The organism is Rhizobium lusitanum, from assembly GCF_014189535.1.
Taxonomy (GTDB): domain Bacteria; phylum Pseudomonadota; class Alphaproteobacteria; order Rhizobiales; family Rhizobiaceae; genus Rhizobium; species Rhizobium lusitanum_C.
Genome location: NZ_CP050307.1, coordinates 36,373 through 51,696 on the forward strand (window position 1 = coordinate 36,373; position 15,324 = coordinate 51,696).

At 59.0% G+C, this 15,324-nt stretch carries 10 protein-coding genes and 3 pseudogenes; 12 read left to right on the forward strand and 1 reads right to left on the reverse strand.

The window, feature by feature from the left end; all coding sequences use genetic code 11:
- The first annotated feature begins 15 nt into the window (after positions 1-15).
- From HB780_RS03160 to HB780_RS03215, 12 genes and pseudogenes are all read left to right on the forward strand, one after another.
- A pseudogene (locus tag HB780_RS03160) lies at positions 16-1,676 on the forward strand (ABC transporter substrate-binding protein).
- Positions 1,677-1,788: 112 nt separating this feature from the next.
- Positions 1,789-2,898 carry a carbohydrate ABC transporter permease gene (locus HB780_RS03165; protein ID WP_183688583.1) on the forward strand — a complete coding sequence of 370 codons (1,110 nt, stop codon included), beginning with the start codon at positions 1,789-1,791 and terminating at the stop codon, positions 2,896-2,898.
- Between the two features lie 37 nt (positions 2,899-2,935).
- On the forward strand, positions 2,936-3,841 hold the full coding sequence (locus tag HB780_RS03170) for a carbohydrate ABC transporter permease (protein WP_286203046.1): 906 nt from the start codon (positions 2,936-2,938) through the stop codon (positions 3,839-3,841).
- Positions 3,842-3,950: 109 nt separating this feature from the next.
- Positions 3,951-4,871, forward strand: coding sequence for a ribokinase (gene rbsK / locus HB780_RS03175; protein ID WP_183688587.1), 921 nt, complete (start codon positions 3,951-3,953; stop codon positions 4,869-4,871).
- A gap of 251 nt (positions 4,872-5,122) precedes the next feature.
- Positions 5,123-6,094: a sugar phosphate isomerase/epimerase family protein gene (locus HB780_RS03180; RefSeq protein WP_183689586.1), complete on the forward strand. Its 972-nt coding sequence runs from the start codon at positions 5,123-5,125 to the stop codon at positions 6,092-6,094.
- Between the two features lie 93 nt (positions 6,095-6,187).
- Positions 6,188-7,252: a sugar ABC transporter substrate-binding protein gene (locus tag HB780_RS03185; RefSeq protein WP_183688588.1), complete on the forward strand. Its 1,065-nt coding sequence runs from the start codon at positions 6,188-6,190 to the stop codon at positions 7,250-7,252.
- Between the two features lie 65 nt (positions 7,253-7,317).
- Positions 7,318-8,844 (forward strand): annotated as a pseudogene (locus tag HB780_RS03190) (sugar ABC transporter ATP-binding protein).
- Between the two features lie 17 nt (positions 8,845-8,861).
- Positions 8,862-9,839, forward strand: a complete 978-nt coding sequence (locus HB780_RS03195) for an ABC transporter permease (protein WP_183688590.1) — start codon at positions 8,862-8,864, stop codon at positions 9,837-9,839.
- Entirely contained in the window at positions 9,836-10,711 is an 876-nt protein-coding gene (locus HB780_RS03200) for a MurR/RpiR family transcriptional regulator (RefSeq protein WP_183688592.1), read from the forward strand. Before HB780_RS03195 ends, HB780_RS03200 begins: the two co-directional genes overlap by 4 nt.
- Positions 10,708-11,598, forward strand: a complete 891-nt coding sequence (locus tag HB780_RS03205; RefSeq protein ID WP_183688594.1) for a ribokinase — start codon at positions 10,708-10,710, stop codon at positions 11,596-11,598. The genes HB780_RS03200 and HB780_RS03205 overlap by 4 nt, the downstream gene beginning before the upstream one ends.
- A gap of 150 nt (positions 11,599-11,748) precedes the next feature.
- Positions 11,749-11,985: pseudogene (locus HB780_RS03210) on the forward strand (alpha/beta fold hydrolase); the annotation flags it as partial.
- A 182-nt stretch (positions 11,986-12,167) separates the two neighbouring features.
- Positions 12,168-14,480: a sensor domain-containing protein gene (locus HB780_RS03215; protein ID WP_286202957.1), complete on the forward strand. Its 2,313-nt coding sequence runs from the start codon at positions 12,168-12,170 to the stop codon at positions 14,478-14,480.
- Between the two features lie 116 nt (positions 14,481-14,596).
- Here the strand turns inward: HB780_RS03215 and rpsU are convergent, their stop codons facing one another.
- Positions 14,597-14,842 carry a 30S ribosomal protein S21 gene (gene rpsU, locus HB780_RS03220; protein WP_183689587.1) on the reverse strand — a complete coding sequence of 82 codons (246 nt, stop codon included), beginning with the start codon at positions 14,840-14,842 and terminating at the stop codon, positions 14,597-14,599.
- Positions 14,843-15,324 lie beyond the last annotated feature (482 nt).

Here is a 15,324-nt window from a genome sequence, read left to right on the forward strand (position 1 = left end):
CGGGAGGAGAACCAAATGAAAGTCAGTGATTTCGAAAGAATGATGGCGATCGGCCTTAGCCGCCGCGCCATCCTGAGAACCGGTGCAAGCCTTGGCGCAGTGGCGGCCGCGAAAGCATGCTGGGGTCCTATCGGCCGGCCTTTGCGGCGAATGTGTCGCTGCGCAGCCAGATCCTGCAGATCCCTGGCGTCGGCAAGGGGTCGCCGACCGATGCCGATTGGCAGAAGGTGGGAGCGATGTGCCTCGAGGCGACAAAGGCCAACGTGAAGCAGGGCGAGTTTTCGGGCGTCAGCCTTTCTTTCATGGGCCTTAACAACCAGAACCTTCACAATCTGCTGTTCCGCGGCTTTCTGAAGCCATGGGAAGAATACACCGGCGCCAAGATCACCTGGATCGATCTTGCCCAGGCGGATTACAATCCTCGCCTTCAGCAGGCGATTGCGACAGGCACGGTCGATTTCGATATTCTCGAAATGGGCGCTCCTTTCGAAGGGGATGTCTGCGGCAAGGGGCTGGCATCCGAGATGCCGGATTGGGTCAAGACCCAGATCGACATGGAGGATTACGTCGATTACCTCAAGGCACCGGTCGGCACCTGGGGCGGAAAAACCTATCGCATCTCCGTCGATGGCGATTGTCATAACTTCAATTATCGCACCGACTATTTCACCGATGCCGGCCTTGCCAAGGCGTGGAAGGATGAAGGCCATCAGGGCGATTGGGGCGTGCCGAAGACCTGGCAGAAGGTTCAGGAAATCACCAAGTTCCTCAAGGGCAAGAAGATCGCCGGCGCTGATGCGATTGGCTACCTCGATGCACCGAAGGCCTGGGGCGGCTTCGGCTTCTACTTCCTCGGTAGCCGCGCGACAGCCTATGCCAAGCACCCCGATGACAAAGCCTGGTTGTTCGATGTCGACACGATGAAGCCGCGCATCAACAACCCGGCATGGGTGCGCGCTATCCAGGATGTGATCGACGCATTGCCGTCGGAAGCGGGCGACCAGCTGAATGCCGATCCGGGCACGACGGCGTTCCAGCAATTCCTCGCCGGCACCGGCTCAATGGTCTCCTGGTGGGGCGATGTTGGTCAGAGTGCCCAAACAAGCGACAGTTCGGTGGTCGGCCAGACCGTCGCCTTCGATATCCTGCCGGGTTCGGACGATGTCTATAACTCCAAGACCGGCAAGTGGGAGAAATTGGCGAGCGGTCCGAACTTTGCGCCGAATATGGCGTATCTCGGCTGGGGCGTTTACGTGATGTCCCGCGTCGACAGCGACGAAAAGAAGAAAAAGGCCGCGTGGAGTGCCGCCGCCCATCTCGGCGGCAAGGATCTGGCCCTCTGGACTGCCGCCTATCCGTCCGGCTTCCAGTGCTACCGCAAAAGCCAGTTTGACATCAAGGAATGGGTTTCGGCCGGTTATGAGGAGGCGTTCATCTCGAACTACCTGGCGTCTCAGTCCAACTCCTACAATCACCCGAACGCTGCCATCGAACCGCGCATCCCGGGGGTCTTCCAGTATTACAGCGTTGCAGAGGATGAACTGGCCAAGGTGTTTGCGGGTCAGGCAACGGCGCAGGCCGGCGCCGATGCTATCGCCGCCGCCTGGGAGAAGCTTACGGATCAACTCGGGCGCGACAAACAGATCGCGCTCTACAAGGCATCTCTCGGGGTGTAATTGAACTGCGGCGCCTGCTGCAGACGCGTTCCTCAGGCGGCACCGACCGTGCCGCCTGACCACTGATATAACCGGCTGAGTGCTTTGCCGGGATTTCGCCAAGGGTCTGCCCATGTCTCATGCAACTACGCCAATCATCAGTCCGGTGCAGCGGACATCGGGACAGCTTACCGCTGCGCGCCGCGGTCGGTTTCTGCTGATCGCTGCGACGGTTTTGCTTGTTGCCGTGCTTCTTCTGCAGATCTCGGAAGCTGCGGGCGTAACCGCGATTGGTCTCGTGAGCTGGCGACCACTGCTTTATGCCTACGTCGTCTGGTCGGCTGCGTTATGTGCGGCTCAGATGATGATCCGCGGCGAGGCGGGGCAACGGGCGGTCTTTGTGCTGCCGGCAGTGCTGTTCACGGTCGCGATGGTGATATTCCCCACCTTCTTCGGCCTCTATATCGCCTTTACCGACTGGAATCTCAGCGCCACCGACAGCATGCGCTTCAATGGACTGGACAATCTGCGGACGCTCTTCGCCGATGCCTATTTCTGGAACGCGCTGCTGAACATGGTCTATTATGTGCTCTCGGTGTTGGTACAATATGCGATCGCCTTCGGGCTGGCGCTATTGCTCAACGCGGAGATCAAGGCGCGCAAGTTCTTTCGCGTGGCCTTTCTTCTGCCGCTGATGCTGAGCCCGGTTGCCGTCAGCTGGATGATCGGCAAGTCGCTGATGGAGTATCGTTTCGGCCCGGCGGCCACGCTCGCGCGTCATCTCGGCTGGGATAATCCTGCCTTCTTCTCCACCCCGGTTCTGGCGCGCACGGCTATTATGGTGATGGATGCCTGGGTCTCGATCCCCTTCATGATGATCCTGCTGCTTGCCGGCCTGCAGGCCCTGCCTTCGGAAATAAAGGAGGCCGCCAAGGTCGATGGTGCCTCGGGCTGGCAGAGCTTCAAGGAAATCACCTTCCCGCTCATGCTACCGGTCAGCATAACTGTCGTCATTTTGCGGACCATCTTCCAGTTGAAGCTGGCCGATATCGTCATCAACGTCACGGCCGGCGGGCCGGGCGGGGCGACGGATACCGTGTCGAGCTTCATTTTCCGGGAATATCGCGACCGCTCCAACGTCGGCTACGGCACTATGCTCGCGGAGTTCTATCTTGTCGTCATTATCATCTTCATCTCGCTCATCCTCAAAGGGGCGAGCCGATGGATGCAACGTACGAATTGAGGTCCAGACGATGTCGGTGAACGATCAAATATCCGCCGTGTCCGGCAAACAGGGGAGCCTCTGGTCGCGGCGTCCTGCATTCCTCACCAGTAGCCTGCTGATCTATGCAGCACTGGTCTTTTGGGCTTTTGTATCGCTTTTCCCGATCTACTGGACGATCACGACGTCGTTCAAGACGGCGGTGAATGTGACACAGGGCAACATGATCCCGTTTGTGGATTTTACGCCGGACTGGAAAGGATGGCGCTCGCTCGGCCTCTCGCCGGACACGATATTCGCGCAGTCCACCGTGCGTGACGAGTTCATGCTCCGCTTCCTCAACAGCGTTATTGCGTCCGCCGGTGCCTCGTTCCTTGCCGTCGTCATCGGCTCGCTCGCTGCTTACGGTCTCAGCCGGTTCTCTTACAAATTTCTCTGGATGCGTAACAAGGACATTTCGTTCTTCTTCTTGTCCCAGCTGATTCTGCCGCCGGTCGTCCTCGCCATGCCGTTCCTGGTGCTCTACAAGAACCTGCTGCTGCTCGACACGCTCGTTGGTCTCATTCTCATCTATACGCTGATGGTGCTGCCGATCGTCATCTGGATCATGCGCGACCAGTTCGATACCATACCGATCGAGCTGGAGCAGGCAGCCCTGGTGGACGGTTGCTCCATCTGGGGCGCATTCCTCAGGATCGTTCTGCCGATCGCCCTGCCGGGCATGGTCGCGGCGTTCATCCTTTCGGTCATTCTCTGCTGGAACGAGTATTTCTTCGCCGCCCTGCTGACGAGTTCCAATGCCAAGACATTACCGGTCATGGTGGCGAGCCAGACGGGATCCCAGGGTATCAACTGGTGGTCGATGGCCGCCATCTCAACCGCCGCAATCCTGCCACTCGTCCTCATCGGCATCTTCCTGGAGCGCTATATCGTGAAGGGCCTGACGGCGGGAGCAGTCAAATAGGGAGGAAATCATGCAGAATGGCAGTCATACGCTGCGGGACGGGCGCATACCTCATTGGGACTTTGTTATAGGCCCGGTCGTCTGGTGCCTTCGGGGTAGGGGGGTATTGATGGGAGCCGGCATTTCGATCCTCGGCATTTTCGTTGCCGACACAGCCTATCTCGCTCCGCGGATGCCCGCAGTCGGGGAGACGATTACCGGCAGCGGTTTCTCAGTCGGGCCCGGTGGGAAAGGCTCCAATCAGGCCGTGGCTGCGGCACGGGCAGGCGCGCAAGTTTCCTTCATCTCCAAGATCGGTCGAGATACCTTCGGCGATCTTGCGTTGAAGACCTATTCCGAGGCTGGTGTCACGCCAAGGCTGGTGATCATGGACGATCAGCCCACCGGCGCCGCATTCATTTATGTCAATGACAGCACGGGCGACAATGCGATCATTGTCTATGCCGGAGCAGCGGGCACGATCGGCATTGATGATGTCGAAGCAGCACGTCAGACGATCGAACAATCGGCAGTGTTTGTGACGCAGCTCGAACAGCCGGCGGCAGCGGCGTACCGGGCGCTCGATATCGCTCGTAGAGCTGGCGTCGTCACGATTTTCAATCCAGCGCCCGCGGAAGCCTTCCCGGACGAAATCTATGGCCTTTGCGACTATATAATTCCAAATGAGACGGAAGCCGCTGCGTTGGTCGGATTTCCTCTCAACACGCTTGAGGATGCGAAACGCGCTGGCGATTTGCTGTTGTCCCGTGGTGTGGGCGCCGCCGTTATAACGCTTGGCGCGCGGGGCGTGCTGTTTCACAGCGCGGCCGCCAGCGTTCACGTTCCAGCAGTGACAGTTGGACCCGTCATAGATACGACCGGAGCAGGTGACGCCTTCGTCGGCGGCTTTGCATCGGCGTTGGGACGACGCATGGATCCGCTGGGCGCCGTTCGCTTCGGCTGCGCGACAGCCGGTATCGCCGTGACGCGCAGAGGAACAGCACCTGCGATGCCCACGCTTGCCGAGATCGAGGCGGTAATAGTCGGCTAACATTCTGTCCCGCGGTCGCAGGCGGCTGAAACGTCAGGACCTTTTCCGGTCTGTCCAACCCTGGTTGCCCTTATCTCGGCGGCCGGGTTTCGCATGGCTGCGCGCCGCCAAAATTAATGTAGGTGACAATTGCAACGGAGCGGCGGCCGCAACGAATTGACGCACCGCACAACATTTATAACTTTACAACTGCAGAATAATTTGTGAAGTAATGTACGCAACGACCGAAGCGAGCCAAAGCCGTGACCCAATTGAAATTCGCCACCCGTCTTAATTCCTTCGCCTCGAAGCCAAAGGCTGAATGGCCTGATCTTTCCGGCAAGCCGACGACGCTCCAGATGGCGACGCGCGCTGCGAAGGTCGATGGCCTGACCGATCTCGACCTTAATTATCCCGACCACGTTGCCGACGATCCTGCTCTGTTGGCCCGTCAAATTGGCGACATCGGCCTCGCAATCAATGGCTTTGCCATGCGTTACTATACCAACCCAGCCTTCAAGATCGGTGCTTTCACCAATCCTGATCCGGCGGTTCGCCGCGAGGCGATCGACCTGACCAAGAAGGGCATTGATGCGACGCGCGCCGCCGGCAGCAGCCTGATGACGCTCTGGCTCGGCCAGGATGGTTTCGATTACGCATTTCAGGCCGATTATCATGCGCTGTGGCAACACGAAATAGATGGGATTCGTGAAGTTTGCGCGCATGACCCAGACTGCCAGATCAGCATCGAATACAAGCCGAACGAGCCGCGCTCCTACAGCCTGATGCCCGATTGCGCCACAACGCTGCTCGCGATCAAGGATGTGGACATGCCCAATCTCGGCGTCACGCTGGATTTCGCCCATGTGCTTTATGCCGACGAACAGCCGGCCTTCGCCGCAGCGCTGATTGCCCGCTACAGCCGCGTTCTGGGCGTTCACCTCAATGATGGCTATGCCAAGCGTGACGACGGCCTGATGGTCGGCGCGGTGCATACCCAGCAGACGATCGAGCTTCTGCGCCAGATCCGCAAGGACGGCTATGATGGCGCGATCTATTTCGACACGTTCCCCGATATGACCGGTCTCGATCCGGTCCACGAATGCGAGGTGAATATCCAGACCGTCAAGCGCATGCTGAAGGTCGTGGATCGCCTTGAGCAGGACAATCGCCTCTCAGGCGCGATTGACCGGCAGGACGCGGTATTCGCGCAGGCGGTCATACAGGAGCTGATGCTCGGCTAAGCCGTCCAAACGCCGAAATTCTTGAATGCGAAAACCCTTTGCAACCAAGGGCACGCCGAAGGCATGCCGATCGAAACCACTCGGGAGGAACCGATGAATACCTTTTTGAAGACGACCCTTGCTGCCGGCATCGCCGCTAGCGTCCTGTTCAGCGCAGCCTTCGCCCAGAATCTCGCGCCGCTCAATTCCGATACCGAAAAGGACCGCATGGACTGGTCGGAGCTTGAAGCCAAGCTCGGCGCATTCCCCAAGCTGCCCGAGGGCATCAAGGCTGGTGCGGTTTCCAAGACGCTGACCAATGAATATTGGCGCTCGCTGGGTGAAGGCTACGCGTCCTTCGGCAAGAAGACCGGGGTTCCCGTCGCTTATCAGGCTGCCCAGAGCGAGGGCGACCAGCTCGGCCAGCTGACGATCGCGGAAGGCATGATCACGCAGGGCTATAATGTCTTGCTGGTCTCGCCGCAGACGGATGCCAACCTGCAGCCGGTCATCGAACAGGCGAAGGCCGCCAATATTCCGGTCGTCAATGTCAACGATGCCGTCATCCCGCAGGCGGAGCATTATGTTGGCAACGTCCAGCGCGACAATGGCGTGCGCGTTGCCAAGTGGTTCATCGAGCATCGTCCGCAGGGCGGCAAGGTTGCGATCGTCGAAGGCCAGGCCGGCGTCTATGCCGCGGTTCAGCGCACCGACGGGTTCAAATCGACCATCAGCGAAGGCGGCAAGTTCCAAGTCGTCGCCAGCGTTCCCGGCAATTGGGATCGTCAGACCTCTTACGATGCCGCGACCAACATCCTTAACCAGCATCCCGATCTGATCGGCTTCTATGCCAACAATGACGGGATGGCACTCGGCATCGTTGAAGCCGTGAAGGCCGCGGGGCTGCAGGGCAAGGTCGCCGTGTTTGGTACCGACGGCATCTCTGACGCCTACGCCTCGATCAAGGCCGGTGAGCTGACCGGCACGGTCGATAGCTTCCCGGTTCTGACCGGCGAAGTGGCACTCGAGGCGGCGTTGCGTCTGGTTGCCGGACAGAAGCTGCCGCGCGTGGTTGCGACCCCGCAGGCCCTCATCACCGCCGACAATCTCAGCCGCTACCAGGGTGCGGGCGTGGATGTCCGTGCGGTGCTGATGGAAGACGCCAAGGCTGCCAGGTAACGAACGCCAAAGGGGATGCCGGCCGCAATGGCCTGCATCCCCGCAGCCCTTTAAGAGGTGGAACGATGGTGCCGCGACTGAGATTCGAGACGATTTCGAAGAGCTTTCCGGGCGTGAACGCACTGACCGACGTGTAGTTTAGCGTCGCGCCCGGCGAGATCCATGGACTTCTCGGTGAAAACGGCGCCGGAAAATCCACGCTTCTGCGAATTCTCTCTGGCGTGTTTCGCCCGACCTCGGGCACCGTCTTCGTCGATGGCGAGGCCACGGCTTTCAAGAAGCCGATGGATGCCCGTGAAGCCGGCATCGCCATGATTCACCAGGAATTGCAGCAGGTGCCGCACTTGAGCGTCGCGCAGAATATGTTTCTCGGCCACTCGCTCACTCGTATGGCCGGCCTGTTCGTTTCCCGCCGCGAGCAAGAGGCGCGCGCGGCCGAAGCTCTTTCGATGATCGACCCAACGATCGATCCCTCTGCTCCGATCTCCTCTCTCAAGGTTGCGCAGCGCCAGATCGTCGAGATCGGCCGCGCGCTGCTCGACAAGGCGAAGGTCATCGCCATGGACGAGCCGACGTCGAGCCTGACGCCGAGCGAGTTCGACCGTCTGGCGGAGGTCATCGCCAGCCTTTCGGCCCGCGGCGTCTCGATCATCTATGTCTCCCACAAGATGGACGAGGTGTTCCGCATCTGCGAGCGTGCCAGCGTCATGCGCGATGGCAAGCTCGTCGGCATGGTCGATCTCACGACGGCGTCCGAAAAGGACGTCATCGCGATGATGGTCGGTCGCGAGTTGATGCAGGAGGAACACAATTCCTTCGCGACCGATACGATCAAGCTCGAGGCGAGGAACCTCTCGTCAGCCACGAAGATCCGTGATGTGTCGTTCAAGCTGCACAAGGGTGAAGTGCTCGGCATAGCCGGGCTTGTGGGCTCCGGCCGCACGGAATTGTTGCGGCTTTTGGCCGGTGCCGACCGTTTGAGCGCCGGCTCAATTGCCATCGACGGTAAGGTCGTGCGTTTCGCCACTCCGCGCGACGCGATTGCCGCCGGCATTGGTCTCGTTCCGGAAGAACGCAAGCGGGAAGGGATCATTCCCCTGCGCCCGGTTAGCACCAATATGGCGCTCGCCTCGCTTTCCAGCTTTTCCTCCGGCGGGATGATCAGTACGAGCAAGCTCCGTATGACCGCGCGGGATTTGTTGACGCGCGTCAATCTGCGGCCATTCCAGTTGGATCGCCCCATTCGCCTGTTTAGCGGTGGCAATCAACAGAAGGCGATCATTGCCCGCTGGCTGGCAGCCAAGTCGCAGATCCTGCTGTTCGACGAGCCCACGCGTGGCATCGATGTCGGCGCCAAGTTGGAAATCTACCATCTGATCGAGGATCTCGCCCGCGGGGGCCATTCGATCATCGTCGTCTCATCCGAGCTGCCGGAGGTCATCCGGCTCTCCGACCGCGTGCTGGTCATGCGGGAGGGGCGGGTCGCCGCGGACATCCCACGCGATCAGCTGACCGAAAATGCGATCGTCGCGCATGCCATCCCAGGGACGAATGCCGGTGCGGCCGGTGCCAGCGCTGCAAGCCCCGTGTGAACCAGACAGGACATCCCATGACGAGTTCTTCCACCGCCGACATCACGCCCGCACCGGCCTTCCGCCGCTTCTCATTTTCGCTGCGGGATGCCGGAACCCTGATCGGTCTCATCGTCATCATGGCGGTGTTCGCCACGCTCGTTCCAGGGTTCATGTCCGAGCGTAACCTTATCAACATCCTGCAGCAGTCGAGCATCAATGCATGCCTGGCGCTCGGCATGACGCTGGTGATCATCTCTGGCGGCATCGATCTTTCGGTCGGCCCGACGGCCGCGATCTCCGCCGTCATCACCGCGACCCTGCTTCTGGCGGGCGTGCCGATACCGGTTGCCATCCTTGCCGGTCTCGGCGTCGGCGTCGTTTGCGGCTTCATCAACGGTGCGCTCGTCGCCTATGTCGGTCTGCAGCCGTTTATCGTCACGCTCGGGACGCTCAGCACCTATCGCGCGATCGCGCTGATCTACACCGGCGGCAATCCCGTTCTCGGCATTCCGCAGGGTTTCCGCTCGCTGTTCAACGGCAATCTCCTCGGCATTCCGACGTCCGTCCTCATCGTCGCCGTCGTTGCCATTGCTGCCTGGATTCTCCTCAAGAAGACGCCGATCGGCGAATATCTGATGGCGGTCGGAGGCAATGAGGAGGCGGCTTATGTAGCCGGCGTTCCGATCGCCCGCACAAAGATCACGGCCTATGTCATTTCCGGCGGTCTGGCGGCGGTCGCCTCGCTTATCCTGATCGGCCGTCTAGGAGCCGCCGAACCGATCCTCGGCAATCTCTGGGAACTCGACGCTATTGCGGCGGCAGCCATCGGCGGCGCCTCCCTGATGGGCGGCAAGGGCAGCATTCTCGGCACTATTCTCGGTGCGATCATCCTTGGCGCGATGCGCAACGGTTTGACCCTGATGAATGTCCAGGCCTTCTATCAACTGCTCGCCACCGGCCTTATAATACTTGTCGCAATGATGATCGATCGCGCGACAAGGGGACGGGCATGAACACTGAAAGCTTCGACATGAAGGCCGTGGGACCGCGCATCCGCATGATGATGCCGCTGTTGACGCCGCTCGAAGCAAAGGTCGTCGATACCGTTTTCGCCATGCGCGATTTCAGCGACGAGACGTCGCTGAAGCAGATCGCGGAGAATGCCCGCGTTTCGGAAGCCATGGTGGTCAAGATCACTAAGAAGCTCGGCTTCTCTGGCTTCCGCGACTTCCGTTCCGCGGTCAGCCAGTACAACCGCCAGCCGACGGCGGAGATGCATCAGGAACTGTCCGTCGACGATACGTCGCTCGAAATCGTCCAGAAGGTGTTCCGCACGTCGATCCACGCGCTGGAGGAAACGCTCGCCATTCTCGACATCGCGGCATTCGACCGAGCGGCGGATTTGATCCATAAGGCGGCTACACGGGATTTTTACGGTGTTGGCGGCTCGGCGCAGATCGCGCGGGATGTCGCCCACAAATTCTTAAGGATCGGCGTGCGCGCCAACGTCTTCGACGATTCGCACATGATGCTGATGTCGGCCTCGCTTCTGGTGGATGGCGATGTCGCCATTGGCTTCTCTCATTCCGGCAACACGATCGCCGTGATCGAGGCGATCCAGCTTGCCCGCAGGAACGGTGCGCGCACCATTGCCATCACCAATTATGATTCCTCCGCGCTTGCCCAGTCTGCCGACGTGGTTCTGTGCTCCACAGCGCAAGGCTCGCCGCTCATGGGCGAAAATGCTGCGGCGCGCATTGCCCAGCTCAATATCCTCGATGCCATCTTCGTGGCCGTCGCCCAGCGTGACTATCAGGCCGCCGAACGGAACCTTGAACGCACCATGTCGGCCGTCACATCCAAACGAAAAGACCGTCTTCCATGACCGCTTCACCCCTCGTCACCGTTTTCGGCAGCCTTCACTACGACATCGCAGTTTTCGGCCCGAGCCGGCCTCGTAAGGGCGAAACAGTGACAGGAACATCCTGGCACCCAAAAAGCGGCGGTAAGGGTGGCAATCAGGCGGTTTCGGCTGCCCGTACAGGGGTCGCGACCTCCATGATCGGAGCGGTCGCCGATGACGACTTCGGGCGTTTCCTCCTTTCGAATCTCGATCGCAAGAATGTCGATCATACCTTCGTTCGGCGCGATGCATCGCACTCAACCGGCATGAGCGTCGCGATTTTCGATGCGGAGGGTGATTATGGCGCGGTTATCGTGTCGGGAAGCAACCTGACGCTTGGCGACCATGACATATTAGCCGCTCAAGATCTGCTGAGAAGGACGACAATTCTCGTTCTGCAAAACGAGATCCCCGATTCAGCCAACGTCGCAGCAGCAAAGGCCGTAAAAGAAGCCGGCGGTCGTGTCATGATCAACGCGGCACCGGCGCGCGTTCTGTCGAACGATCTTCAGCACTTCATCGATATCATCGTCGTCAATGCGATAGAGGCCGAAATGCTGGCCGGCGTTCCCGTCGTTGAAACACTCGAAGGCGCCCTGGAGGCTGCCAGGAAACTTGTACGTATCTTCCCTGAAGTTGTGGTGACCGCTGGTGGTTCGGGTGTCGCCTACGCAAATCGCAGGGGAGAGGAGATCGTCATCGAAGCTGTGAAGGTTAAAGTCGAAAGCACGCACGGCGCCGGAGATGAGTTTATCGGCGTCCTTGCCGCTGAAATTGCCTCCGGCAAAACGATGAATGCGGCACTTCAAAAGGCGAATATGGATGCGGCAAAACTAGTTGGCACGCCAGAAAAAACCCGCCTTCAATGACGCCAGCGTAACGAAGCGCGATGAAGGCCATCAGGCTGGCGACTGCGGAAGAGATCGCCCAAACCGCGCTGTTTCGCCTGCTGCGGGATATATTGCCGTTGCTGGTCCGAATTGGAGACGGAGGTGATCCGGGCATTCGGGAAACGCCGCGCCATTGCCGTGGCGCTTGCGGTCCGCCATCCGGAAATGGCGGTCGGGCTCGTGTTTCTGTCGCCGGCCGTATATCCGTGGCCGGGTGGTGTTGCCTGGTACTACCAAGCGGCGCGGTCGCCGATTACGGGGCGATTGTTCAGCGCGCTTATCGCTCCTCCGCTCGGACTTCTGGCGATCGATCGGGCAACGAAGGAGGTTTTCGCACCGAATTCACCGCCTCCCCGCTATATCGAAAAGGTCGCGGGGAAGAACCGTGATTTGAAATCGAAGGCGAGAGTGCTCGAGAAATGGATCGCGGGAGCCTTAAGGGCTCGTTCACCATGACCGCAGCTTCGTCCCGGTAATGAATTGACGTTCACCCGAACATAACTTCGGAAAAGCAGAGTGGTCTTTCCTATATGTTCCGAGGAATTCCCGTGACTAAAGGCGTCATTGCCGACGGCAAACTGCCAAACTCATTCTGCGAGGTCGAGCTGGCTCCGAACGCAGCCATGCTGCACAGGAGATCGGAGGATTTTGACCACGAAGCTGACTTGGCCGAGCGCCAATGTTGGCTGGAGAACATGATCAACCAAATCCCTGATTATATATACGCAAAGGACTTGGAAGGGCGGTTCCTGTTTGCCAACCAAGCGATCGTCGCCAACAACGGTCTATCTCATCTGAAGGATCTGGTCGGACGGACGGATTTCGACTTCCTACCGAGCCATATAGCACAGATCGCCACGGATGTTGAACGTCGTGTAGCCGAGACGGGGCAGCCGCATTTCGGTGGCGAGGAGTTGGCGTTTCGTGGCGATGGGGAACGATGGCTGATGATCACGCGCGTCCCGCTCAGAGACGCGTCCGGAACAATAGTGGGCACTGTCGGGGCTTCCCGTGACATCACCGCGCAGAAATCGGCGGAGCGACGGATGCGCGCTCAGTCCGGCCTGCTCGAAATGATAGCGCGTGGTATGCCCCTGCCCGATTTTCTCGAAGAACTTGCGCGGATGATTGCGGGGTTCGCGGAGGGTGTGCACGCTGCATTCCTGATGATCGCGCTAGATCCAGGGGAACTGCGTCTGGCCGCCGCACCCACCTTGAATGAAGACTATCGCAGGCGCGCCAATGCGACATTCATTCGTACCATTCCCACGGATCTCGGTGTCACTGCGGCAGCACTCAAGCTCGCCTTTGATCAGGCGAGTATCTCTGAACTCGATCATCAATGCCGCTGTTTGGCAATTTCCGACGCTGACGGCCAGATGGAAGGCATTCTCGCTCTCTATTCGTCCGAGGACGCACGGTATCAATCGGATTTCTCAGAGTTTGTTTCGATCGCTGTGCACATGGCAGGGATAGCAATCAGCCGTCATCGCGCCGAGGCCCGGATCGGGTTTCTCGCTGATCACGATCCTCTGACGGGGATGGCCAACCGTGCGTTGCTGGATCGAAAGCTCACCCTTGCAATGCGGACGGCCGATTCCATGGGGAGTGAAGTGGCACTGGCGTTCCTTGATCTCGATAATTTCAAGCTTGTCAACGACAGCCTTGGTCACTCGGTCGGCGACCAACTGCTGAAGATCGTGGCTGGCAGGATCTGCGAGCTGACCAGCGACCAGGGTTCTCTCGCTCGAATTGGGGGGGACGAGTTCGTAATTATTCTTGAGCAGATGGATCTCGAGGGCTGCCTGCATCGATTGTCTGCAATAAGAGAAGCAGTCGCGCGCCCGGTCGTCCTCGACGATATCGAGCTCAGGGTGACCTGTAGCATCGGTATCGCCAGTTATCCGAGCCACGGTAGCACCGCGGGAGATCTGCTCGCTTCCGCAGATATGGCCATGTATCGGGCGAAGGAGTTGGGTCGCGACGGCATTGCTTTGTTCACGTCGGAAATGACCGCCACCGTTCGAAAGAAGCTTTCCCGGACCGACGAACTCCGCCAGGCGCTTCTTCGTGACGAGTTCGTGCTGCACTACCAGCCGCAGGTGGACCTCCAAACCGGCAGGATCATTGCGGCCGAAGCGTTGGTCCGCTGGAACCATCCGAGCGAGGGCCTTGTCTATCCTGGAGACTTCATTGCGCTTGCGGAAGAGACGGGCCTGATCGTGCCACTCGGCGAGTGGGTACTCCAGACCGCGTGCAACCGGGCCAAGGCATGGCAGGACAAAGGTCTCGAGCCGATCAGGATCAGTGTCAATGTCTCGGCCAGGCAGTTCCAGGAAAAGCGCTTGATCGAGACTGTGGCGACTGCGCTGACTGAGAGTGGACTCGATGCAAAATGGCTTGAGCTTGAAATCACCGAGAGCCTGATTATGAAGGACCTCGCCGGCTCGATTGCTAGAATGTACGAATTAGAGAAGCTGGGAGTAAAGCTCGCAGTCGACGACTTTGGAACAGGCTATTCGAGCCTCAGCGCTCTTAAAAGATTTCCATTATCGCGCCTTAAGATTGACCGCTCATTCATCGCTGACATTCCGCACGACGCCGACGATATGGCTATAACTTCGGCGATTATCTCGCTCGCTCAGAAGCTGGATTTGGAGGTGATCGCCGAAGGTGTCGAGACGGAGGAACAGGCGCGCTTCCTCGTCGAAAGTGGTTGCAACGAGATGCAAGGCTACCTCTATAGCCGGCCCGTTGAAGAAGAGCGCTTCAATCTCATGCTCGAAAACAACGGCGGCATTCATCGTAAGCCCATGGTGAGGGCCGCCTTGCTAGGTGCGGGCGAACATCGGAAGGCCTAGTGTATTAGTCGGCAGCGATTAGTGCCGACTTCCAGATTGCCACGAAAAAGCAGCGCCTTGCCCTCTTCTAGAGAGGGGGCGGTGTTCGCTGCTGATTCACAGAGAGGCGGCTATAGTTATTTAGAGCGGGAAGCCGTCTTAGGCTTTTTAGCGGTACTTATGCCGAGCTCGCGGTTCAGTTTCTTCTGTGCGAGCTTGCGTGTACGGCGAATCCCTTCAGCCTTCTCGCGAGCGCGCTTTTCGGAAGGCTTTTCATAGGACTCGCGAATCCGCATTTCCCGGAAAACACCCTCTTGCTGCAATTTCTTCTTCAGAAAGCGTAGCGCCTGATCGACATTGTTGTCTCTAACAAGGACTTGCAAGCTTTTCCCCTGATGTAACTGTTTCATCTGTTCGGGGTGTCCATACACTCAGAGCGGAGGGTTTGGCAATGATACTTCTCGCCTCTTCTGTCGTGATTTGAGAACATAAAGGGCCTGCGGTTCCAGTCCCATCAAGACCGCTAGTGATTATTTGCGCCGCCAACTTCGGTATCTGGCGCTCAGCCAATCGCAGGAATCAGGTGTTGCTGTGCCCCTGACAACCAGCTCTCTCATAAATCAATCAATATTCAGGTCTGAATCCCCGCCAACGCGCGCTACGCGGCGCAATCCGCGCGTAACAGACGAGTGCTGGCCAAGCGATGAGCCCATCGGCGAACGACAGGTGGGCTTCCTGCAATGGCAATGGGGAGTGGGCCCCCGAGCAGTGTCGCGTCAAGGGGCGAGGAATGAGGTGTATATAGTGAGGTATATATAAAGAATAGTTCGATACAGGAATGTATTTTTGAATGGATATACCGGTG